This window comes from Streptomyces sp. M2CJ-2 (assembly GCF_016757295.1).
Lineage (GTDB): Bacteria > Actinomycetota > Actinomycetes > Streptomycetales > Streptomycetaceae > Streptomyces.
Genome location: NZ_JAESIF010000019.1, coordinates 106320 through 128009 on the forward strand (window position 1 = coordinate 106320; position 21690 = coordinate 128009).

Consider the following 21690-nt stretch of genomic DNA (forward strand, 5'->3'; position numbering starts at 1 on the left):
CGCCGTGGCGGGCCGCGCGGTGGGCGTCAGCCCTGGAGCCGCTCGTACGCCGGCAGGGTGAGGAAGTCGGCGTAGTCCTCGTCGAGGGAGACCTTCAGCAGCAGGTCGTGGGCCTGCTGCCAGTGGCCCGCCGCGAAGGCCTCGTCGCCGGTCTCGGCGCGGATGTTCGACAGTTCCTCGGCGGCGACCCTGCGGGCCAGTTCCGCGGTGACCCGCTCGCCGTTGTCGAGGACGACACCCGCGTTGACCCACTGCCAGATCTGGGAGCGGGAGATCTCGGCGGTGGCCGCGTCCTCCATCAGGTTGAAGATGGCGACCGCACCCGTGCCGCGCAGCCAGGCCTCGATGTAGCGGATGCCGACCTGGACGGCGTTGACCAGGCCCGCGTACGTCGGCTCGGCCTCCAGGGAGTCGATCGCGAGCAGGTCGGCGGCGCTGACGTCGACGTCCTCGCGCAGCCGGTCCTTCTGGTTCGGCTTGTCGCCCAGCACCCGGTCGAAGGACTCCATGGCGATCGGGACCAGGTCCGGGTGGGCGACCCAGGAGCCGTCGAAACCGTCGTTCGCCTCGCGGTCCTTGTCGGCGCGGACCTTCTCGAACGCGATCTTGTTGACCTCCGGGTCCCGGCGGGACGGGATGAAGGCCGCCATCCCGCCGATCGCGTGCGCGCCCCGCTTGTGGCAGGTGCGCACGAGGAGTTCGGTGTACGCCCGCATGAACGGGGCCGTCATCGTGACCGCGTTGCGGTCCGGGAGGACGAACCTGGCGCCGCCGTCACGGAAGTTCTTGATGATGGAGAACAGGTAGTCCCAGCGTCCCGCGTTCAACCCCGAGGCGTGGTCGCGCAGTTCGTAGAGGATCTCCTCCATCTCGTACGCGGCCGTGATCGTCTCGATGAGGACGGTGGCGCGGACGGTGCCCCGGGGGAGGCCCAGGTGGTCCTGCGCGAAGACGAACACGTCGTTCCACAGGCGGGCTTCCAGGTGGGACTCCGTCTTCGGGAGGTAGAAGTACGGGCCCTTGCCGAGGTCGAGGAGACGCCGGGCGTTGTGGAAGAAGTACAGCCCGAAGTCGACCAGGGCGCCGGGCACCCGGGTGCCGTCCGGGGCGGAGAGGTGCCGTTCGTCCAGGTGCCAGCCGCGCGGGCGCATGACGACCGTCGCCAGCTCCTCGGCCGGGCGCAGGGCGTAGGACTTGCCGGACACCGCGTCGATGAAGTCGATGGTCCGGGTGTAGGCGTTGATCAGGTTGAGCTGGCCGAGGACCACGTTCTCCCAGGTGGGCGCCGAGGCGTCCTCGAAGTCCGCGAGCCAGACCTTCGCGCCCGAGTTGAGGGCGTTGACGGTCATCTTGCGGTCGGTGGGGCCGGTGATCTCGACGCGCCGGTCGTTCAGGGCCTCGGGGGCCGGAGCCACCCTCCAGGAGTCGTCCGCGCGGACGGCGGCCGTCTCCGGGAGGAAGTCGAGCGTGGAGGTGCGGGCGATCTCGGCACGGCGCTCCGCGCGGCGGGCGAGGAGTTCGTCACGCCGGGGCGTGAACCGCCGGTGCAGCTCGGCCACGAAGGCGAGGGCCGCCTCGGTGAGGACCTCCTCCTGCCCGGGCAGGGGTTCGGCGTCGACGATGGCCAGCGGGGACGGCGCTGGTGCGGACATCAGCTGTCACTTCCTTCAGGCGGGCGCTCTGGGCAGTGGATAGTAGTTTCCTCATCGTGGAAGTTCAATGGTTTGTTGATGTCGAGGTACTCCGGGCCGGGCCGCGGCGGCGCCGGGTGTCACCCTTTCAGTCGAGGCGGGTCAGGTCCTCCTCCGTGTCGATGTCGTAGGGCTCGGCCACGTCCCCGCACTCGACAAGAGTGATCCGGTCCGCGTGCTCCTTCAGGTAGGCGCGCGCCCCCCGGTCCCCGGTCGCGGTCGCGGCGACACCGGCCCAGTGTGCGGACCCGAACAGGACCGGGTGACCGCGTGCGCCGGCGTAGGTGGCCGAGACGAGCAACTCCCGGGGCTCCCGAGCGGCGCGTGCGCCGAGTACCCGCGCGACCGCCTCCGGCCCGATCCCGGGCTGGTCGACCAGCAGGACCAGCGCGGCCCGTGCGTCCGTGCCGGTCAGCGAGGTGAGCCCGGCCCGCAGGGACGAGCCCATGCCCTGCTGCCACGCGGGGTTGTCGACGAGCACGCAGTCCGGCAGTGAGGCACGCGCGCGTACCTCGTCCGCCCCCGCGCCGAGCACCACGTGGACGCGCTCGCAGCCGCCCTCGCGCAGGGACCGTACGGCGTGCTCCACGAGCGGTCGTCCCCGGTGCGCCAGCAGCGCCTTGGGGCGTCCGCCCAGCCGCCGCCCGCCGCCCGCCGCGAGCAGCAGTCCCACGACCCGTTCCGGGACCGCCTGTTCGGCGTCCGGACTCCTCCGGTGTGTTCTCGGTGTCGTCACGGACTCTGCATACCGCACCTGCCGCCGGGTGTCCGTACGGCGCGATGTCACGCTGTGGAGCATGCCGATGACGCAGCGGACTGGCGCGGAGGGGGCGGGGTGGCGTTTACTGGCGCGCACCGGCGACGGGGGCGGCGAGGCCGGTGGGGAGAGGCGCACCGCGGTGCGTGAGGGGGAGGACTGTGTTGCGGAGCGTAGAGCAAAGGCGTGCGGGCGGCAGTCGTCAGGACGATCCACGGGTGACGGAACTGCGTTCCGCCGTGTCCCGGCTGCGGCGCCGACTCGCGGCCCATCCCGTGGAGTTCCCTGATCGGAGCATCGCTGAGGAGGAGCTGGCCGCACTGGACGCCCTGGTGGCGGACGGCGGTGCCGAGATCCCCCGGTTGCGCCGTTCCCTGCTGCTGATCGCCGGCGCGATCGGCTCGGTGAGCGCACTGGGGCCGGGGTTGCGGGAGGTGCGGGACGCGGTGGAACTGTTCGGGCCGTCACCCCGGGACTGACGAACGGACTTGCGGGACGTCCTCGGAAAGGGGGCGTGCGCGGGCGCTGAGATCGAGGGGCGGCGGATCTTCGGGGTGGCCGACCGGATCGGGCAACCGGATCGGGTGGCAGGGTCGGCCAGGTCAGGCTGGGTCGGTCAGGTCGGGTCGGTCAGGTTGTCGGGCCGCCGCCCGGAGTGGTGAGCACCTCGGAGAGTTCCCTGGCCGCCTGCTGGAGCACCGGCACGATCCGTTCCGTGGCCGACTCCGTGACCCGTCCCGCGGGGCCGGAGATCGAGATGGCCGCGGCGGTGGGGGAGTCGGGCACCGGGACGGCGAGGCAGCGCACGCCGATCTCCTGCTCGTTGTCGTCGATGGCGTAGCCCTGGCGGCGCACCTCGTCGAGCGCCGCCAGGAAGCCCTCCGGCGTGGTGATGGTTCTGTCCGTCGCGGCGGGCATCCCGGTGCGGGCGAGCAGGGCCCGTACGTCCTCCGGCGGGAAACCGGCCAGCAGGGCCTTGCCCACCCCGGTGGAGTGCGGCAGGACGCGCCGGCCGACCTCGGTGAACATCCGCATGGAGTGCTTGGACGGCACCTGCGCGACGTACACGACCTCGTCCCCGTCGAGCAGTGCCATGTTCGCCGTCTCGCCGGTCTCCTCCACCAGTTGGGCGAGGCAGGGGCGCGCCCAGGTGCCCAGCAGCCGCGAGGAGGACTCGCCGAGCCTGATCAGGCGCGGGCCGAGCGCGTAACGGCGGTTGGGCTGCTGGCGCACATAACCGCACGCGACGAGGGTGCGCATCAGGCGGTGGATGGTCGGCAGGGGCAGCCCGCTGCTCGCCGACAGCTCGCTGAGACCGACCTCGCCGCCCGCGTCCGCCATCCTTTCGAGCAGGTCGAAGGCGCGCTCGAGGGATTGGACCCCGCCGCCGGAGGCGGACCGGACGGAGCCGTTGGTGCTGGCGCTGGACGTCGGCACGGCGCGTTTCCTTTCAGGGCTGCGGGAAGGGAGAAGCCTACCCGGCGGCCGGTGGGCTGCCTGATGGCGTGTTACTGCGTTCTGCTTGCCGGAAGTCTAATTCCGCTTCCTGGAAACATCCAGGGAGTGGTGGTCGGCCGTCGTCCGGGCAGTGTGCCCCTTGACGGCGCGGGAGGGGGAGTGAAGACTCCTTCAACAGAAAGTTGAACTCTCGGGAAGCGCGCCGGTGGAGGGGGGAGGGCACGGGTGTCCCACACCGAACGGGTGCTGCGCTCGACGCGCGTCGTCACCCCCGGGGGAACACGGGCCGCTTCGGTCGCGGTCGCCGACGGCACCATCACGGCCGTCCTGCCGTACGAGGCACCCGTCCCCGAGGCGGCCCGCCTGACGGACCTCGGTGACGACGTTCTGCTGCCCGGCCTGGTCGACACTCATGTGCACGTCAACGACCCGGGCCGTACCGAGTGGGAGGGCTTCTGGACCGCCACCCGCGCGGCGGCGGCCGGCGGCATCACCACGCTCGTCGACATGCCGCTCAACTCCCTCCCGCCGACGACGACGGCCGGTCATCTGCGCACCAAGCAGCGGGCCGCCGCGAGCCGGGCCCATGTCGACGTCGGCTTCTGGGGCGGCGCCCTGCCCGGCAACGTCCCGGACCTGCGCCCGCTGCACGAGGCCGGGGTCTTCGGCTTCAAGGCGTTCCTGTCGCCGTCCGGCGTCGACGAGTTCCCGCACCTCGGTCCGGAGCAACTGGCCCGCACCCTGGCGGAGGTCGCCGCCTTCGACGGGCTGCTGATCGTGCACGCCGAGGACCCGGAGCACCTCGCCGCGGCCCCGCGGTGCGGCGGCCCGAAGTACGCCGACTTCCTCGCCTCCCGCCCGCGCGACGCCGAGGGCACCGCCGTCGCCCTGCTCCTCGCGCAGGCGAAGCGCCTCGACGCGCGCGTGCACATCCTGCATCTGTCCTCGAGCGACGCGCTGCCGCTGATCGCCGAGGCCAAGTCCGACGGGGTACGCGTCACCGTCGAGACCTGCCCCCACTACCTGACCCTCACCGCCGAGGAAGTGCCGGACGGCGCCAGCGAGTTCAAGTGCTGCCCGCCCATCCGCGAAGCCGCCAACCAGGACCCGCTCTGGCGGGCTCTGGCGGACGGCGTCATCGACTGCGTGGTCACCGACCACTCCCCGTCCACCGCGGACCTCAAGACCGCCGACTTCGCCACCGCCTGGGGCGGCATCTCCGGCCTCCAGCTCAGCCTGCCCGCCGTCTGGACCGAGGCCCGCGGACGGGGGCACGGCCTGGAGGACGTCGTGCGCTGGATGTCGACGCGCACGGCGGAACTGGTCGGCCTCGGCACCCGCAAGGGCGCCATCGCGCCCGGCCACGACGCCGACTTCGCCGTTTTCGCCCCCGACGAGACCTTCACCGTCGACCCGGAGGAGCTCCAGCACCGCAACCGGGTGACGGCGTACGCGGGCAAGACCCTGTACGGCGTCGTGAAGTCCACCTGGCTGCGCGGCCGGCGCGTCATGACCGACGGCGAGTTCACCGAACCGAAGGGCCACCTGCTCACCCGCGTCCCCTGACGCCGGCCACCACTCGGCGTCGCATTCCGGTCGACCTCGAATTCCGGCTTCCCACCCCCGAAAGGCAGGATCGGACCACCGTGACGGCGCAGCATCCCTCTCCGTTGCCCCGCTTCAGCGGCCATGCGGCCCCCTACGGCGGCGGTGACCCGTACGCGGACTACCGCACCGCCGACTTCCCCTTCGCCGACCTCACCGATCTCGCCGACCGCCGGCTCGGCGCCGGTGTCGTCGCCGCCAACGACGAGTTCTTCGCCCAGCGCGAGAACCTGCTGCTGCCCGAACGCCCCCTGTTCGATCCGGAGCACTTCGGGCACAAGGGCAAGATCATGGACGGCTGGGAGACCCGGCGCCGCCGCGGCCCCTCCGCCGAACAGCCCTGGCCGGCGGACGAGGACCACGACTGGGCGCTGATCCGCCTCGGCGCGCCCGGAGTCGTCCGCGGCATCGTCGTCGACACCGCCCACTTCCGCGGCAACCACCCTCAGGCCGTATCGGTCGAGGGCGCCTCGGTGTCCGGTTCCCCGGCACCGGAGGAACTGCTCTCGGCCGGGGTGAGGTGGACGACGCTGCTCCCGCGCACCCCGGTGGGCGGCCACGCCGCCAACGGCTTCGCCGTCTCGGTCGGGCGGCGCTTCACCCACCTGCGGCTGTCCCAGCACCCCGACGGCGGCATCGCGCGCCTGCGCGTGTACGGCGACGTCGTCCCGGACCCCGGGTGGCTGGACGCCCTGGGCACCTTCGACGTCGTCGCCCTGGAGAACGGCGGCCGGGTCGAGGACGCGTCCGACCGCTTCTACTCACCGGCCGCGAACACCATCCGGCCCGACCGCTCCCGCAAGATGGACGACGGCTGGGAGACCAGGCGCCGCCGGGACCGGGGCCATGACTGGATCCGCTACCGGCTCACCGGCCAGGCGCGGATCCGTGCCCTCGAGATCGACACGGCGTACCTGAAGGGCAACAGCGCCGGCTGGGCCTCGGTGTCGGTGCGGGACGCCGAGGGCGGCGCGGGCGGGGACGACGGCTGGCGGGAGATCCTGCCCCGTACCCGTCTCCAGCCCGACACCGGCCACCGCTTCGTCCTCCCCGTCCCGGCGATCGGCACGCACGCGCGCGTGGACGTCTTTCCCGACGGCGGCATCTCCCGGCTGCGCCTGTTCGGTTCGCTGACCGAACAGGGCTCGACCGCCCTGGCCGACCGCCACCGGGAACTGGACGGCTGAACCGCCGGGCCCCACCGCCCCCCGGCGGGTCGGCACATCACGGCTGTGGGGCGGTGGCCGGCCGTGTGCCGCGTGGGCCGACCGAGTGGTGACCCCGGGGCCCCGGGCGTACCGTCGTACGGTGGACTCCCGAAAGGGCGACCCGGTACGACCGGTAGCCGGTATGGCCGAAAGTCGGCATGACCAGTAGTCCGCGGCCGGGTTCCGTACCGCAGACCACCGGCCAGGACTCCCCCGGCAGGGGCAGCGCGATGGCCCTGCTGGTCATCGCCTCGTGCCAGTTGATGGTGGTGCTGGACATCACCATCGTGAACATCGCCCTGCCGCACATCCAGCGTTCCCTGGACTTCTCCACCACCAGCCTGTCGTGGGTGGTCAGCGCGTACACCCTCACCTTCGGCGGGCTGCTGCTGCTCGGCGGCCGGGCCGGCGACATCCTCGGCAGACGGCGCGTCTTCGTCTTCGGCGTCCTGCTCTTCGCGCTCGCCTCCCTGCTCGGCGGGCTGGCCCAGAACCCCGGCCAGCTCCTCGCCGCCCGCGCCCTGCAGGGCATGGGAGGCGCCATCGCGTCCCCGACCTCCCTCGCCCTGATCAGCACGACCTTCCGCGAGGGGCCGGACCGCAACCGTGCCTTCGGGGTCTTCGCCGCGGTCTCGGCGGGCGGCGGCGCGATCGGGCTGCTCGCCGGCGGAGTCCTCGTCGAATGGCTGAACTGGCGGTGGGTGCTGTTCGTCAACGTTCCGATCGGGCTCCTCATCGCTCTCGCCGCCCCGCGCTGGATCAAGGAGTCCGAGCGCCACCCGGGCCACTTCGACATCACCGGCGCGCTCACCTCGACCGTGGGCATGGTGCTGCTGGTCTACGGGTTCATCAGGGCCGCGCAGGACGGCTGGCGGGACGCCCTCACCCTGGCCTCGTTCGGCGCGGCCGTCCTCGTCCTCGGGACGTTCGTCCTGGTCGAGAGAAGGTCCCGGCAGCCGATCACCCCGCTGCACATGTTCGCCGACCGCAATCGCGCGGGCACGTACGGCATCATGCTGTGCCTGGCCGCGGCGATGTTCGGCATGTTCTTCTTCCTGACCCTCTTCGTGCAGGACGTGCTGGGCTTCAGCCCCCTCCGGGCCGGCCTGGCCTTCCTGCCGGTCAGCGCGGTCATCGCGATCGGTGCCGGGCTGGCCTCCCGGTTCCTGCCCGTGTACGGGCCCAAGCCCTTCATGGTGGGGGGCGGCGTCCTGGCGGCGGCGGGCCTGGCCTGGCTGACCCTGACCGACGTCCACTCCACCTACGTGGGCAGCATCCTCGGCCCGATGCTGGTGTTCAGCCTCGGCATGGGCATGGAATTCGTCTCGCTGACCCTGATGGCGCTCTCCGACGTCCGCACCGCGGAGAGCGGCGCGGCCTCCGGCCTCCTCAACGCCACCCAACAGGTCGGCGGCTCACTCGGCCTGTCCATCCTGGTCACGGTGTTCGGTACGGCGAGCACCAATGAAGCGGAGAAACAGATCCCGCGCTTCCTGGCGCAGGCGACCGTGGCCGAACGCCTGCGTTTCCAGCGCACCGGGGAACTCCCACCGCCCTGGGGCGACGAGATCCTCGCCCACGGGATCTCGGCCGCGTTCACCACCGCGGCGATCTTCGCCGTGCTCGCCGCGCTGATCGCCCTCGTGGCCATCCAGGTCCGCCCCTCCGACCTGCGACGCCTCCAGGGCGGCACGGGGCCCGGCCCGGTGTGAGGCGGCGTTCCCCCGACCCGCCCGGGACGCGCGGTCCCGATGTGCCGTGCCGTCACTCGCCGGGCAGCGCGAGCAGCCGTTCGATCGTGCGCAGGACGCCGTCCTCGTTGTTGGACGGGGCGACATGACGGGCGCGGTCCAGGACGTCGGGATGCGCGTTGGCCATGGCGAAGGACCATTCGGCGGCGTCGAGCATCTCCAGGTCGTTGAGGTAGTCGCCGAACACCAGTGTCTGGGCGGGGGTGATGCCCAGCTCCCGCTGGACGCGGCGCAGGGCGGTGCCCTTGTCGGCGGTCCGGTTCATCACGTCGACCCAGTGCTCGCTGGAGACGACGACCTGGTGGGTGGAGGTGAATTCGGTCAGGGCCGGTGCGATGGTGCGGGCCGCGGGGGCGAAACCGAATATCGCGATCTTGTTGATCTCGTCGTCGACGACGGTGGCGTCCGCGACGCTTCGGTGGGCGACGTAGTACTGCTCGACCTTGGCGAGGAAGGCCGCGTCGGTGCGCTCGGTGTAGGCGTGGCGCTTGCCGCAGACGACGACGCCGACGTCCGTGCCGTCGTCCGCGAGCCGGCGCACCGTCCTGACGAGCCGGGCGGCGACGGCGGGGTCCAACGGGTCGGAGGCCAGTTCGACGCCGTCGCGGACCACCTGGGTGCCGTTCTCCGCGATGAAGACCATGCCGTCGTCGAAGCCCTCGAACAGACGGGCGAGGGTGGCGTACTGACGACCGCTCGCCGGGCTGAACAGCACCCCGCGCTCACGCAGGAGCGACACCGTCCGGCGCAGCCGCCGCGGCGGGTTCCCGGCGTCGTCCAGGAGGGTGCCGTCCATGTCGGTGACGACGAGCCTGATGTCGACCGGCGCACCGGGCAGGTGGGGGAGGTCGGCGGACGCGGTGGGCGCGGTCATGGACGGATCCTGTTCTGCATCTTCTTCTGCATCTTCGGGGACGGTTTCGGCAGGGCCGTGCGCCCATTCTAGTAAGGACCCTTGCCCAATCCGTCGGGGCGGTCGACGCCCCCTGGTGCGCACGCGACGGGCCGGTCTTCCGGGCCGCGGCGGCACACCGAGGAGGGGCGTCAGCACACCCGGGGGTTCCCGGACCTCATCCGAAGGGCGAGGCCGGCCCGCCCGCGATCTCCATCAGCCGTACCGCTCTGCGCTCCCGCCGGGACACCTCGCACGCCTCCGCGACGCGCAGCGCTTGCAGGGCCTCGCGCCCGTCGCAGGGGTTGGCCCGCTCGCCCCGCACCACCTCGACGAACGCGATCAGCTCCGCCTCGTACGCAGGCCCGAAACGCTCCACGAACCCGGTCCACGGCTTGTCCGCGGCCGGCGGCCCGGTCGGCTCGGTGGACGCGATCGGCGTGCGGTCGTCGAGGCCGACCACGATCTGGTCCCGCTCCCCGGCGAGCTCCATGCGCACGTCGTAGCCCGCCCCGTTCATCCGCGTCGCGGTGAGGGCGGCGAGTGTGCCGTCGTCGAGGGTGAGGAGCGCCGCGCCGGTGTCCACGTCGCCCGCCTCGCGGAACATGGCCGGACCGGCGTCGGAGCCGGTGGCGCAGACGTCCACGACCTCCCGGCCGGTCACCCAGCGCACGAGGTCGAAGTCGTGGATCAGGGTGTCCCGGTACAGCCCGCCGGACTGCGGCAGACACCCGGGGGGCGGCGGCTCCGGGTCGCTGCTCATGGCCCGTACGGTGTGCAGCCGGCCCAGCCGCCCCGAGCGCACCGCCTCACGCGCGCCCAGGTAGCCCGGGTCGAACCGGCGCTGGAAACCCATCTGGAGGACGGTCCCGGCCGCCTCGACCTCCGTGACCGCTTGTAACGTCCCGGCCAGATCCAGGGCGATGGGCTTCTCGCAGAACACCGGCAGCCCCGAACGGGCCGCCCGGCCGATGAGTTCGGCGTGGGCGGACGTGGCCGTCGTGATCACCAAGGCGTCCACCCCCCAGGTGTAGATCTCGTCCACCCCGGGCGCCGCCGTCTCGCCGAGCCGCTGGGCGAGTGCCTGGGCCCGAGCCGGTTCCGCGTCCGTGAGGATCAGGGAACCGACGTCGCGGTGCCTGCTGAGTGTGTGGGCGTGAATGGTGCCGATACGGCCCGTACCGATGACCCCGATGCGCATGGGAACAAACTGCGGCCCGCGCCCCTCCCTGTCAATGCGTATGTCCGGACAACCGAACTACACGACTTCCCGTCAACCACGCGTGGGACTACGCTCGGCCCGTGCCGAAACCAGGAGTGGACCCGACCGTGCAGCTGGAGCTGAGCGTGGACCGCGGCTCCCCCGTCCCGCTGTACTTCCAGCTCGCCCAGCAGCTGGAGGCCGCCATCGAGCACGGCAGACTGACCCCCGGGAGCCTGCTGGGCAACGAGATCGAGCTCGCCGGCCGGCTCGGCCTGTCCCGGCCGACGGTCCGACAGGCCATCCAGTCCCTCGTCGACAAGGGGCTGCTCGTACGACGGCGGGGGGTGGGCACCCAGGTGGTGCACAGCCAGGTCAAGCGCCCCCTGGAGCTCAGCAGCCTCTACGACGATCTGGAGTCGGCGGGCCAGCGCCCGACCACGAAGGTCCTGGTCAACACGGTCGTCCCCGCGTCCGCCGAGATCGCCGCGGCCCTCGGCGTGGCCGAGGCGGGCGAGGTGCACCGGATCGAGCGGCTGCGGCTCGCGCACGGCGAGCCGATCGCGTACCTGTGCAACTACCTGCCGCCCGGGCTGCTCGACCTGGACACCGGGCAGCTGGAGGCCACCGGCCTGTACCGGCTGATGCGGGCCGCCGGAATCACCCTGCACAGCGCCCGCCAGACCATCGGCGCCCGTGCCGCCGGTGCCGTCGAGGCCGAGCGGCTCGGTGAGGAGACGGGCGCCCCGCTGCTCACCATGCAACGCGTGACCTTCGACGACACCGGACGCCCCGTGGAATTCGGCACCCACACCTACCGGCCCGGCCGCTACTCGTTCGAGTTCCAGCTGCTGGTGCGGCCGTGAAGCCGGTGCGAGCCGGTGTGAACGTCCCGGTGAACGCCGGGTGACGTGAGCCGATCTTCATCACATTGTCCGGACAATGTGACCGGCGCCGGGGTCGGGGTGCAGATGGGGGCGTTGTTCCCGGTACGGGGCCGTCGGCAGGCGGCAGGAGGCCGCCGCGAGCGGCCGGCGTCACGCGATGCCTTTGCTCCCGAGTACGCCACCCAGGGTCACCGTGAGGCAGAATCGGCGGCAATGAGCACCTACCGCGACCTCACACTGCCCAGGGCGCTGAGTTCCGCTCGGGCGGGCGCAGCCCCCGTCGGCTCCCGCCGTGCACCCGTGCTCCGCACGGTCGGCACCAGGGAACGCCGCTCCCACCTGTCGGCACCGCGCGTACCGACCGTCGGCATCGACATCGGCGGTACGAAAGTGATGGCGGGCGTCGTCGACGCCGACGGCAACATTCTGGAGCGGCTCCGCACCGAGACACCGGACAAGTCGAAGAGCCCGAAAGTCGTCGAGGACACCATCGTCGAACTGGTGCTGGACCTGTCCGACCGGCACGACGTGCACGCGGTCGGCATCGGCGCGGCCGGCTGGGTCGACGCCGACCGCAACCGCGTGCTGTTCGCCCCGCACCTGTCGTGGCGCAACGAGCCGCTGCGCGACCGGCTCGCCGGACGGCTCGCCGTCCCCGTCCTGGTCGACAACGACGCCAATTCCGCCGCCTGGGCCGAATGGCGCTTCGGCGCCGGGCGCGGCGAGGACCACCTCGTGATGATCACGTTGGGTACCGGCATCGGCGGCGCGATCCTGGAGGACGGTCAGGTCAAGCGCGGCAAGTACGGCGTCGCCGGCGAGTTCGGGCACATGCAGGTCGTCCCCGGCGGCCACCGCTGCCCCTGCGGCAACCGCGGCTGCTGGGAGCAGTACAGCTCCGGCAACGCACTGGTCCGGGAGGCGCGCGAACTGGCCGCAGCCGACTCGCCGGTCGCCTACGGGATCATCGAGCACGTCAAAGGGAACATCGCCGAGATCAGCGGCCCGATGATCACCGAGCTGGCCCGTGAGGGCGACGCCATGTGCATCGAGCTCCTCCAGGACATCGGCCAGTGGCTCGGCGTCGGCATCGCCAACCTGGCCGCCGCCCTCGATCCCTCCTGCTTCGTCATCGGCGGCGGGGTCTCGGCCGCCGACGACCTGCTGATCGGCCCCGCGCGGGATGCCTTCAAGCGCCACCTCACCGGCCGCGGCTACCGCCCCGAGGCCCATATCGTCCGCGCCCAGCTCGGTCCCGAGGCCGGCATGGTGGGCGCCGCCGACCTCGCCCGCCTGGTCGCCCGCCGCTTCCGTCGCGCCAAGCGCCGCCGGGTCGAGCGGTACGAGCGCTACGAGCGGTACGCGGAGGCCCGCCGGACCCCCCAGGAGACGCTGTGACGGGCGACCTCCTCCCGCAGACCCCGCAGGACCGCTTCCCCGGCAGGCCCCGGCCGCCCGAGGGCCGCCGGCGCATGATCCGCCGCAGGGCGCTCACCCTGCTGATCATCGTGCTGCTCATCGGCGTCCCGGCCGGGTACCTGGTGATCTCCGCGAACCAGAGCCGCGCGAGCGGCAAGGACAAGGAGGCGAGGTACTCGGCCGACGGCCTGACCCAGGGCTGGCCGTCGAAGCTGCAGCGCCGCCTCTACCAGGTGCCGGTCCCGCACCCGGCCTGGTGGGTGGCCTCCTACGAGACCAACAACTGGAAGACCAGCCGCCTCTACGTCGAGTTCGAGACCACCGACGCCGGGCTGAGCGCGTTCCTCACCAGCATGGGGGTGCAGCAGGACGAACTGAAGCGGGACGAGATCACCATCAGCGACCGCGACCAGGAGATCACCGGCTGGAAGTTCGACCGCCCCGGCCTGTGGTCCGGGCTCGTCAACGAGCAGAAGGACCCCGCGCCGACCCAGGATGTCGTCGTCAACCACGGCAAACCGGGCTTCCCCAAGGTGTACGTCGTCTCCCGGACGGTTCCCTGACCCCGCGCCGCCCCCGCCGCTCCCTCTTCCCCCTCGCCCCGACCGCCGGCCAGGGCGCCGGGACCGATTGTCAGTGCCCGTCCGTAGAGTCGAGGACGGCTGGGGTGACCACGCGGGCGGAGCGGGCAGGAGCGGGTGGGAGGTGACAGGACGGATGAGCGAGGGGGCGACCGTGACGGCCGAGCGGCGCACGGCCGGGGCGGAAGACACGGAGATCGTCGCGATCGTCGAGGGCACTGAGGGCACTGAGGGCACAGAGTCGACGGAGAGCTCCGTCGGACTCGCCGCGGTGTTCCTGCCCGCACCCCTTCCGCGCGACGGACGGATCGCCTTCTACGACCCCGAGGGCGATCCCGTGGAGCCCATCGACCCCGCCGACCCCGCCGACCCCACGGATCCCAGGATTTTGGCCACCCCCGCACCGGAGTCCGCCCCGCGGACCCGGCTCACCGTCACCCGCCCGCACGGCGCCGGGGTGCGGCGGCGGACGGTCAGCGCCCACTTCCTGCCCCTCGACGAGGCCCTGCCCCTGTTGGTCCGCGCCCGGCACGACCCCGCCGCCCACCCCGCCACCGCCTGCTGGGGCGCCGCCGCCCTGCACGCGCTGCGGCTCACCGCCCGCGGCCGGCTGCTGCCCGGCCTGACGCCCACCGGTCACGACGCCTGGCGGGCCGGCCCGCTCGACCCCGACGACGTGGCGCACCTGCGCGCGGTGGCCGCGGCCCTGCCGTTCGAGGGGCACGCGGTCCCGCTTCCCGGCTCCGGCCCGTTGCGGCTGCCGGAGCCGGAGGCACTCGTCCGCGCCTTCCTCGACGCGGTCGCGGACACCCTGCCCCGTACCCCCGCCGCGCCGTACGCCTCAGGGCTGCCGTTCGCCGCGCAGAAGGCCCAGCGGCTGCCCGGTGCCCACGACTGGGCCGCCGAGGTCGCCGCCGGAATGGACGCCGGGGTGCGCGTCTCGCTCCGTCTCGACCTCTCGGCGTACGACGTGTTCGACCTGTTCGACGGCACCGACGAGAGCGCGGCCGGCGACGGCGCGCGCGGGGCCGGTGCGGCGATCGTCCAGGTGCACAGCCTCGCCGACCCCACCCTCGTCGCCGACGCGGCGGCCCTGTGGGCGGGCACGGCGGACAGTGCGTTCGGCCCCCGCGCGCGGGTGGACGCGGCCCTCGCCGTCCGCCGGGCGGCCCGTGTCTGGGCCCCGCTGGACCGGCTCTCCGACCAGGACGTACCCGACGTGCTGGCCCTGTCGGAGGACGAGGTGAACGACCTGCTCGGCGTGGCCGCGACCCGGCTCGCGGCGGCCGGTGTCGCCGTGCACTGGCCCAGGGACCTCGCCCAGGACCTGACCGCGACGGCGGTGGTCCGGCCGGCACCCGGTTCGGCGACCGACGGGAGCGGCTTCTTCGAGAGCGAGGACCTGCTGCGGTTCGGCTGGCAGCTCGCGCTCGGCGGCGATCCGCTCACCGAGGCAGAGATGGACGCCCTGGCCGAGGCCCACCGTCCGGTCGTCCGGCTGCGCGACCAGTGGGTGCTGGTCGACCCGGCCCTCGTCCGCAAGGCCCGCAAACGGGAGCTGGGTCTGCTCGACCCCGTCGACGCGCTGTCCATCGCCCTCACCGGCACCGCGGAGGCCGACGGCGAGACCGTCGAGGCGGTCCCGGTCGGGGCCCTGGCGGTGCTCCGCGACCGCCTCACCACCGGCGTGCAGCCCGCCGACCCGCCGCCCGGACTCGACGCCACCCTGCGCGACTACCAGCTGCGCGGCCTGGCCTGGCTCGACCTCATGACCTCCCTCGGCCTCGGCGGCTGCCTCGCCGACGACATGGGCCTGGGCAAGACGATCACCCTCATCGCGCTGCATCTCAAGCGGGCCCGTACCGAGCCGACGCTGGTCGTCTGCCCGGCCTCACTGCTCGGCAACTGGCAGCGGGAGATCACCCGGTTCGCGCCCGGCGTCCCCGTGCGCCGCTTCCACGGCCCGGACCGCACCCTGGACGACCTGGCCGGAGGCTTCGTCCTCACCACCTACGGCACCATGCGCTCGGCCGCCCCGACGCTGGCCGCGCAGCGGTGGGGCATGGTCGTCGCCGACGAGGCGCAGCACGTCAAGAACCCGCACTCGGCCACGGCCAGGGCGCTGCGCACCATCCCGTCCCCGGCGCGCGTGGCGCTCACCGGCACCCCCGTCGAGAACAACCTCTCCGAGTTGTGGGCCCTCCTCGACTGGACGACCCCCGGGCTCCTCGGCCCGCTCAAGTCCTTCCGCGCCCGGCACGCCCGCGCGGTGGAGAACGGCGAGGACGAGCAGGCCGTCGAGCGCCTCTCCCGCCTGGTGCGGCCCTTCCTCCTGCGGCGCAGGAAGTCCGACCCGGGCATCGTCCCCGAACTGCCGCCCAAGACCGAGACGGACCACCCGGTCCCGCTGACCCGTGAACAGGCCGCGCTCTACGAAGCGGTGGTGCGCGAGTCGATGCTCGCCATCGAGACCGCCCAGGGCATGGGCCGCCGCGGCCTGGTGCTGAAGCTGCTGACCGCGCTCAAGCAGATCTGCGACCACCCGGCGCTCTACCTCAAGGACGAGCACGCACGGGCCGGCGGCGACCGCCCGGCGGCCCGCTCGGGCAAACTGGCCCTGCTGGACGAACTGCTGGACACCCTGCTCGCCGAGGACGGATCGGCCCTGGTCTTCACGCAGTACGTCGGCATGGCCCGGCTGATCACAGAGCATCTGACCGGGCGCGCGGTCCCGGTCGAGCTCCTCCACGGAAGTACGCCGGTACCGGAGCGGGAGCGCATGGTGGACCGCTTCCAGAGCGGTACGACCCCGGTCCTGGTCCTCTCCCTGAAGGCGGCCGGCACCGGCCTGAACCTCACCCGCGCGGGCCATGTCGTCCACTTCGACCGCTGGTGGAACCCGGCGGTCGAGGAGCAGGCCACCGACCGCGCCTACCGCATCGGCCAGACCCAGCCGGTCCAGGTCCACCGCCTCATCACCGAGGGCACGATCGAGGACCGCATCGCCGAGATGCTGGAGACCAAGCGGGCCCTCGCCGACGCGATCCTCGGCTCCGGCGAGGCGGCGCTCACGGAACTGTCCGACCGCGAACTGTCCGACCTGGTCTCCCTGCGGAGGACGCCATGACGCCCCGCCCGTCCGATCAGGCGCGGGAGGCCCTGCGGGCGGCCCGCCGGCGCGCGAACGACGAACCGGAGGACACCGGCACTCCGGACCGGCACCCCGCGCCCGTCCCCGACCCGGGCCCGGACACCGGCGGGCACGGGCGGTCCGCGGGCCGGGAGCAGCGCCCGGGCGACGTGGCCCGCGACGCCCTGCGCAGGGCGGTACTCGCCCGACGCGCGGCGGGAGCGGGACGCTCCGAAGCGACCGGGCCCGCGGACGCGGCGGGGGAGGAGGGCACGGAAGCGGAGGCAGGCGACGGGGGCGCGGACACCACCGCACCGTCGACGACCGGCTCCCCCCGAAACCGGCCGACCACGTCGGACCGGCCGCTCGCACCGGACCCGTCGGACCGGGCCGGCCGACGCCCCGGTGACATCGCGCGGGAGGCCCTGCGTTCGGCCCGGGAGGAAGCGCAGCGCGCCCGCCCGGAGACCGCTGACCGGGAGACCGCTGACCGGGAGACCGACGACCGGGAGACCGACGACCGGGAGACCGGCGCACGGGAGTCCGGCGCGCGGCGCGCCGGACACCGTGCCGGGAGCACACCGTCGGGCACCACCTCCCGGGTCCCGCGCACCACCCGGGGCGACCGCGCCGAGAGCGCCCGGACGAGCGAGCGAGTGGCGAGCGGCGGAGCACACCAGGTACGGGAGCTGCTCACCGGCGCCTTTCCCGCACCCCCCGACGCGGACGAACCGGGCCCGGAGCCCGACGGAACCCGCCACGAGCCCCCGGCACCCCCGGCACCCCAGGCGTCTTCCGCCCCGCCCGCCTCCCCGCCGTCGCACGCCCCCCGCTCCATGGCCGCCCCCGCCCGCGACGGCGAACTCCGCCGCACCTTCCCCGCGTTCCCGCCCGACACCTCGGACGGCCCGGGGTTCGCCGAGACCTGGTGGGGCGACGCGTGGGTCACGGCGCTGGAGAAGGGCGCGCTGGACGCCGCGCGGCTGGCCCGCGGACGCCGGTACGCGCAGCGGGGGCACGTCGACGCCGTCACCGTCACCCCCGGGCTCGTCCTCGCCTACGTCCAGGGGAGCCGCCCCCGCCCGTACCGGGTGCAGGTGCGGCTGCGCACGTTCGGGGACGCCGACTGGGAGCGCTTCCTGGACACCGCCGCCGACCGGCCCGGCCACATCGCGGCCCTCCTGGAAAAAGAGCTGCCCCAGTCCCTCGCCGACTGCGGGGTCCCGCTGCTCCCCAGCCCCGGGGACCTCGAACCGCGGTGCAGCTGCCCCGACTCCGGGCACCCCTGCAAGCACGCCGCCGCCCTCTGCTACCAGACCGCCCGGCTGCTCGACGCCGACCCGTTCGTACTGCTCCTGCTGCGCGGCCGGGGCGAGCGCCAGGTGATCGACGCCCTGTCCCGGCGCAGCGCCGCCCGCGCGGCCCGCGCCGCCCGGGGCAGGGAACAGGAGCCCCTCCCCGGAGTGCGGGCCGGTGAGGCCGTCGCCCCCCGCCACCTCCCGCCGCTTCCGGCACCGCTGCCCCCGCCCCCGCACCCCGAGCAGCCGCCCGTCTACCCCGCGTCCCCCGGCGGCCCGGACCCGTTCGCGCTCGACCAGCTCGCCACCGACGCCGCCGCCCGCGCCCACACCCTGCTCACCACCGGCCGCGACCCCGTCGGCCGGCTCACGCTGTGGCAGGACGCGGTACGGCTGGCCGCCGCCCGCCCCGGCTCCGGGCTCACCGCGGCCACCCGCGCGCTGTACTCCTCGCTCGCCCGAGCGGCCGGCCGCACCCCGGCTGAGCTGGCGCGCGCGGTCGCCGCGTGGCACCAGGGCGGCCCGACGGGACTCGAGGTCCTGGAGGACCCCTGGGACCCGCCGGCCGGCCGTTTCGACCGCGCCCGCCCCCTGCTCCTCGCCGCCGACCTGCCCGCTTTCCGCCCCTGGCGCAACCACCTCACCCATCCCCGTGGACACGTCCAGATCCGCCTCGGCCGGGACCACCTCTGGTACGCGTACGAGTCCGAACCGGGCCACGACGACTGGTGGCCCCGCGGCACCCCCGACCCGGACCCCGTCGGCGCCCTCACCGGCCTGGACGCCCCGTAACCCGGAAAGCGTCCCGCGCATCCGCGGCGCGGCCCCACCACGACGGAGAGGCCCGGCGAAGCCGGACGCGGCCGGTACGCATTGCGTGTTCCGTCCGTACGCGGCAAGTGTTTCGGCCCGGGCGAGTCACACGCTGTAAGGGCGCGCGGCGCGGCCCTCGCGCAAGGTCGTTCCCCACCACGTCAGCTGATCAAGCATGACGGTGGCCGCCTTACCGACGGTGTCGGCATTGCGCGGGGAGCCGTCGTCGGAGAACTGCTCCCAGGCGTTGTGGAAGCTCAGGGTGTCGCGCAGAGTGACGACGTGCATCTCGGCGAAGACTTGGCGCAGTTGTTCCACCGCGCGCTGGCCACCTGCCATGCCGCCGTAGGAGACGAAGGACACCGGCTTGGCGCGCCATTCTGAGTACACGCAGTCGATGGCGAGCTTCAGGGAGGCGGGGTATCCGTGGTTGTACTCGGGAGTGATGACGATGTACGCCTCCTGGCGTTCGATGCGTTCGCGCAACCGCGGCACCGTCTGCGGTTCCTCCCCCGGGCCCAGGCTGAGCTTCAGCTCCGCCAGCAGGGACGGTTCTGAGAGGTCGATGACGTCGACCAGCATGTCGTCGCGTTGACGGGCCTGGGAGACGACCCAGTTGGCGACGGTGTCGGCGAAGCGTCCCGGGCGGACGCTGCCGATGACGACGCCGACGTGAAGGGGGCTACTGAGCATGGGGCCTCGATTCCTGGGTGGGGTCAGGGCGGCAGGCGAGCCCTGGACCAGCGAGTCGCTTTGCTGCGCCGTTTCCGCGAGAGCGGAGACATCCGGAACCTAGAACCTCAACCGCGCCTGAGGTCAAGCACGTTCAGTTCTTCACGGTGGCCTCTCGGCATACGACAGATTCGGTACTCGAGGCACCAACCGTCAAACGTGCCCTTCATCACCTTGCTGTCCACGGCTGCCGCAACCATTCTGTCTATCGATCAACTACGTAGCTTGGCGTACATGAGTTGTGGACATTGTGTGACGGAAGGCGCTCGCCCGAGGGGTGTTCCTTCATCCAGGACGAGCCAGAGGGAGGTTGCCGTTGGGATGGGGGCCGAGGCTTCCCTCGTAGCGCTGGATCTCTGACACCGCGGTGCACGGGCCTGTGGTGGTTGAGCGGTATCACAGTGCCTGGGAGAGCTCTGCGCGGTCCGGTACGCCTCTAGGCCGAGTGCAACGCTGGGGCCGAGGAGAGCATTTCGGCGCGACCGAAGTGGTCGGCGGGAACAGGACCGAGCGCGGTGCCCCGTGCACCGTGTCGGCCCGAGCCCGTGGCTCCAGCGGCCGCGAACCGCGCGAACAGCGAGTCGTCGACGAATTCGGCGTCGAGTCCCTTCTGCAGCCGCTGTCCACCGCAGTTGTTCCTCCTCGGGGTCCGTGAGGGCGACGAGGTGCGCTGAACCTCGACGCGGCCGGGCACCGGAGTCGGCCTCGCCGCCCGGGTGGCCGGACGTCGCAGCGGTCCGACCGGCCGCGGCGCCGGCGACCGCACCGGACGCAGGCGAGAGGGCTCCACATCTCCCGGACGGGACGCAACCTGGGGGCCGGCATGGCGCAGGCGGTCACCGGCGCGGGGCACTCCATGCCTCGCCTCAGTCATCGCCCCGGACTGCCGGCGTGGCCCCGGCTACGCGGCGGACGTCCGCCGTCACTTCGGTGCCCATGCCGACGTGCGGACCGGGAGGGCCTCTTCACACCGAGGTGTACGACACCTGGCGGCCGGCGGGTGTGTGCTCCCCCAGAGCTCCGCTGAGCGCCCGGCACGACGGAGGAACCGGAGCGGGGCCAGAGCCTCGCGTGATCACACATGGCTGACGGAGGGGCGGACGATGGTGGTCGACAGCCGGTACCCGGCTGATTCGAAGGGTGACGGACAGTGGGGCCGTGCCAACGGCCCGCCCGGCCAACAGCACGCAGGGCCGCTGACTGCGAGACACATACGGGTTCTCCTGGCGGGGGAGCACCGGTTACTCCAGGACGCGATCGTCGGAATGCTGGCATTGCAAGGGGACATTCGTGTACTCGCAGCGGTCGCGAACCCGTCTGACGCCCTCTACCTGGCAACCGAACTACGGCCTCACGTCGTCCTGCTGGAACCCTGGTCGGAGCCGGGAGCCGTTCACCACACCGTGCACGCCCTGCGGGGCCTGGTGCCTCATACCGCCATCGTGCTGACCCCGACCACCTGTGTCGTCGATTCATCGACACTGCGGGCCGTGCACCGGGTACTGCCTCGCGACGCGGGGCGGGATGTACTGCTCAAGATGGTACGCGCGCTGGGTCCGGGAGACGCGGAGAGTTCCTCTGGGACATCCATTCCTCCGCTCTCCCGGCGTGAGTCCGAGGTACTGAGTGCAGCTGCGAAAGCGATGACCAATCATCAGATCGCACGACTTCTGGGCATCACCACCGGCACAGTCAAGCGCCACATGCATGCCGTCTTCCAGAAGTTGGGAGCCGTGTCCCGGCTTGACGCGGTCGCGAAGGCCTACCAAGCGGGGCTGCTGGGGGTGGACCTCCTTCCGGCCGACGCGGAGCTGCTCGGCGCGTTTCGGGGAGCGGTGGAACCGGGCACCGACGGGCTCCGCAGGATTCCTACCGGGGGAAAGGTGACCGGTCCGCAGTGATGTGCCCGTCGCCGTGGTCCCACCGTGCCGGAGGGCACGCCCGGCGAGCGTCGTGCAGGTGTATTTGTCGTTGATCTTGCCGACCGCATACGTAGTTGGGAGAGCTCTGTAGTACCTCACCGAAGCCTGTTCCAGAACGCCTTGGCCGCCTCCTCTGTCCTGAAGAAGCATGGAGGAAGCTTCCGCAGTGCAGGGGAGGCACGGCCAGGGCGGAGAACGGTCGGGTCCGGTGTCGGCATGGGCCCGAACCGTCGCGCCGCGTGGAACAGAGGAGGGAGCCTCAATCGTGCGCAAGGTGCTCATCGCCAACCGTGGCGAAATCGCTGTCCGCGTGGCCCGGGCCTGCCAGGACGCCGGCATCACCAG

17 protein-coding genes are annotated in these 21690 nt (G+C 72.6%); 11 read left to right on the forward strand and 6 right to left on the reverse strand.

Annotated elements, in window-relative coordinates; genetic code table 11:
- Positions 1-26: 26 nt before the first annotated feature.
- Both aceB and JL475_RS17315 read right to left on the reverse strand, forming a co-directional pair.
- Entirely contained in the window at positions 27-1652 is a 1626-nt protein-coding gene (aceB, locus tag JL475_RS17310; protein ID WP_202278608.1) for a malate synthase A, read from the reverse strand.
- Positions 1653-1779: 127 nt separating this feature from the next.
- Complete coding sequence (locus JL475_RS17315) at positions 1780-2358, reverse strand: NTP transferase domain-containing protein (RefSeq protein WP_237407413.1); 579 nt, start codon at positions 2356-2358, stop codon at positions 1780-1782.
- 308 nt (positions 2359-2666) lie between these two features.
- Between JL475_RS17315 and JL475_RS17320 the strand changes: the two genes are divergently transcribed.
- Positions 2667-2927, forward strand: coding sequence for a DUF5955 family protein (locus JL475_RS17320; RefSeq protein ID WP_307825076.1), 261 nt, complete (start codon positions 2667-2669; stop codon positions 2925-2927).
- 151 nt (positions 2928-3078) lie between these two features.
- Here the strand turns inward: JL475_RS17320 and JL475_RS17325 are convergent, their stop codons facing one another.
- Positions 3079-3885, reverse strand: a complete 807-nt coding sequence (locus JL475_RS17325; protein ID WP_202278611.1) for an IclR family transcriptional regulator — start codon at positions 3883-3885, stop codon at positions 3079-3081.
- 246 nt (positions 3886-4131) lie between these two features.
- Here JL475_RS17325 and allB point away from each other — a divergent pair, with 246 nt between their 5' ends.
- The 3 genes from allB (at position 4132) to JL475_RS17340 (ending at position 8431) form a co-directional block, all read left to right on the forward strand.
- On the forward strand, positions 4132-5472 hold the full coding sequence (allB, locus tag JL475_RS17330) for an allantoinase AllB (protein WP_202278612.1): 1341 nt from the start codon (positions 4132-4134) through the stop codon (positions 5470-5472).
- 80 nt (positions 5473-5552) lie between these two features.
- Positions 5553-6698 (forward strand): allantoicase, encoded by a 1146-nt coding sequence (gene alc, locus JL475_RS17335; protein ID WP_202278613.1) that lies wholly within the window; start codon positions 5553-5555, stop codon positions 6696-6698.
- A gap of 179 nt (positions 6699-6877) precedes the next feature.
- Positions 6878-8431, forward strand: a complete 1554-nt coding sequence (locus JL475_RS17340) for an MFS transporter (RefSeq protein ID WP_202278614.1) — start codon at positions 6878-6880, stop codon at positions 8429-8431.
- Between the two features lie 52 nt (positions 8432-8483).
- Here JL475_RS17340 and JL475_RS17345 read toward each other — a convergent pair whose 3' ends face one another.
- Together JL475_RS17345 and JL475_RS17350 are read right to left on the reverse strand one after the other, a co-directional pair.
- Positions 8484-9344, reverse strand: a complete 861-nt coding sequence (locus JL475_RS17345) for a Cof-type HAD-IIB family hydrolase (protein ID WP_202278615.1) — start codon at positions 9342-9344, stop codon at positions 8484-8486.
- 196 nt (positions 9345-9540) lie between these two features.
- Positions 9541-10563 carry a Gfo/Idh/MocA family oxidoreductase gene (locus JL475_RS17350; RefSeq protein ID WP_202278616.1) on the reverse strand — a complete coding sequence of 341 codons (1023 nt, stop codon included), beginning with the start codon at positions 10561-10563 and terminating at the stop codon, positions 9541-9543.
- A 128-nt stretch (positions 10564-10691) separates the two neighbouring features.
- On the opposite strand from JL475_RS17350, the gene JL475_RS17355 reads away from it, so the two are divergent.
- From JL475_RS17355 to JL475_RS17375, 5 genes are all read left to right on the forward strand, one after another.
- Positions 10692-11429: a GntR family transcriptional regulator gene (locus JL475_RS17355; RefSeq protein WP_202278633.1), complete on the forward strand. Its 738-nt coding sequence runs from the start codon at positions 10692-10694 to the stop codon at positions 11427-11429.
- A 234-nt stretch (positions 11430-11663) separates the two neighbouring features.
- The gene (locus JL475_RS17360; protein WP_202278617.1) at positions 11664-12848 is read left to right on the forward strand and encodes an ROK family glucokinase; all 1185 of its coding nucleotides are present in this window, start codon (positions 11664-11666) and stop codon (positions 12846-12848) included.
- Positions 12845-13432, forward strand: a complete 588-nt coding sequence (locus tag JL475_RS17365) for a sugar kinase (RefSeq protein ID WP_202278618.1) — start codon at positions 12845-12847, stop codon at positions 13430-13432. The genes JL475_RS17360 and JL475_RS17365 overlap by 4 nt, the downstream gene beginning before the upstream one ends.
- Positions 13433-13586: 154 nt before the next feature.
- On the forward strand, positions 13587-16577 hold the full coding sequence (locus JL475_RS17370) for a DEAD/DEAH box helicase (RefSeq protein ID WP_202278619.1): 2991 nt from the start codon (positions 13587-13589) through the stop codon (positions 16575-16577).
- Positions 16574-18670, forward strand: coding sequence for an SWIM zinc finger family protein (locus tag JL475_RS17375; protein ID WP_202278620.1), 2097 nt, complete (start codon positions 16574-16576; stop codon positions 18668-18670). Before JL475_RS17370 ends, JL475_RS17375 begins: the two co-directional genes overlap by 4 nt.
- 126 nt (positions 18671-18796) lie before the next feature.
- Here JL475_RS17375 and JL475_RS17380 read toward each other — a convergent pair whose 3' ends face one another.
- The gene (locus tag JL475_RS17380; RefSeq protein ID WP_202278621.1) at positions 18797-19384 is read right to left on the reverse strand and encodes an NADPH-dependent FMN reductase; all 588 of its coding nucleotides are present in this window, start codon (positions 19382-19384) and stop codon (positions 18797-18799) included.
- Positions 19385-20526: 1142 nt separating this feature from the next.
- On the opposite strand from JL475_RS17380, the gene JL475_RS17385 reads away from it, so the two are divergent.
- Both JL475_RS17385 and JL475_RS40070 read left to right on the forward strand, forming a co-directional pair.
- On the forward strand, positions 20527-21324 hold the full coding sequence (locus JL475_RS17385; protein ID WP_202278622.1) for a response regulator transcription factor: 798 nt from the start codon (positions 20527-20529) through the stop codon (positions 21322-21324).
- A gap of 169 nt (positions 21325-21493) precedes the next feature.
- Positions 21494-21690, forward strand: a 197-nt coding sequence (locus JL475_RS40070; protein ID WP_272932937.1) for a biotin carboxylase N-terminal domain-containing protein, incomplete at its 3' end; no start/stop codon positions are given.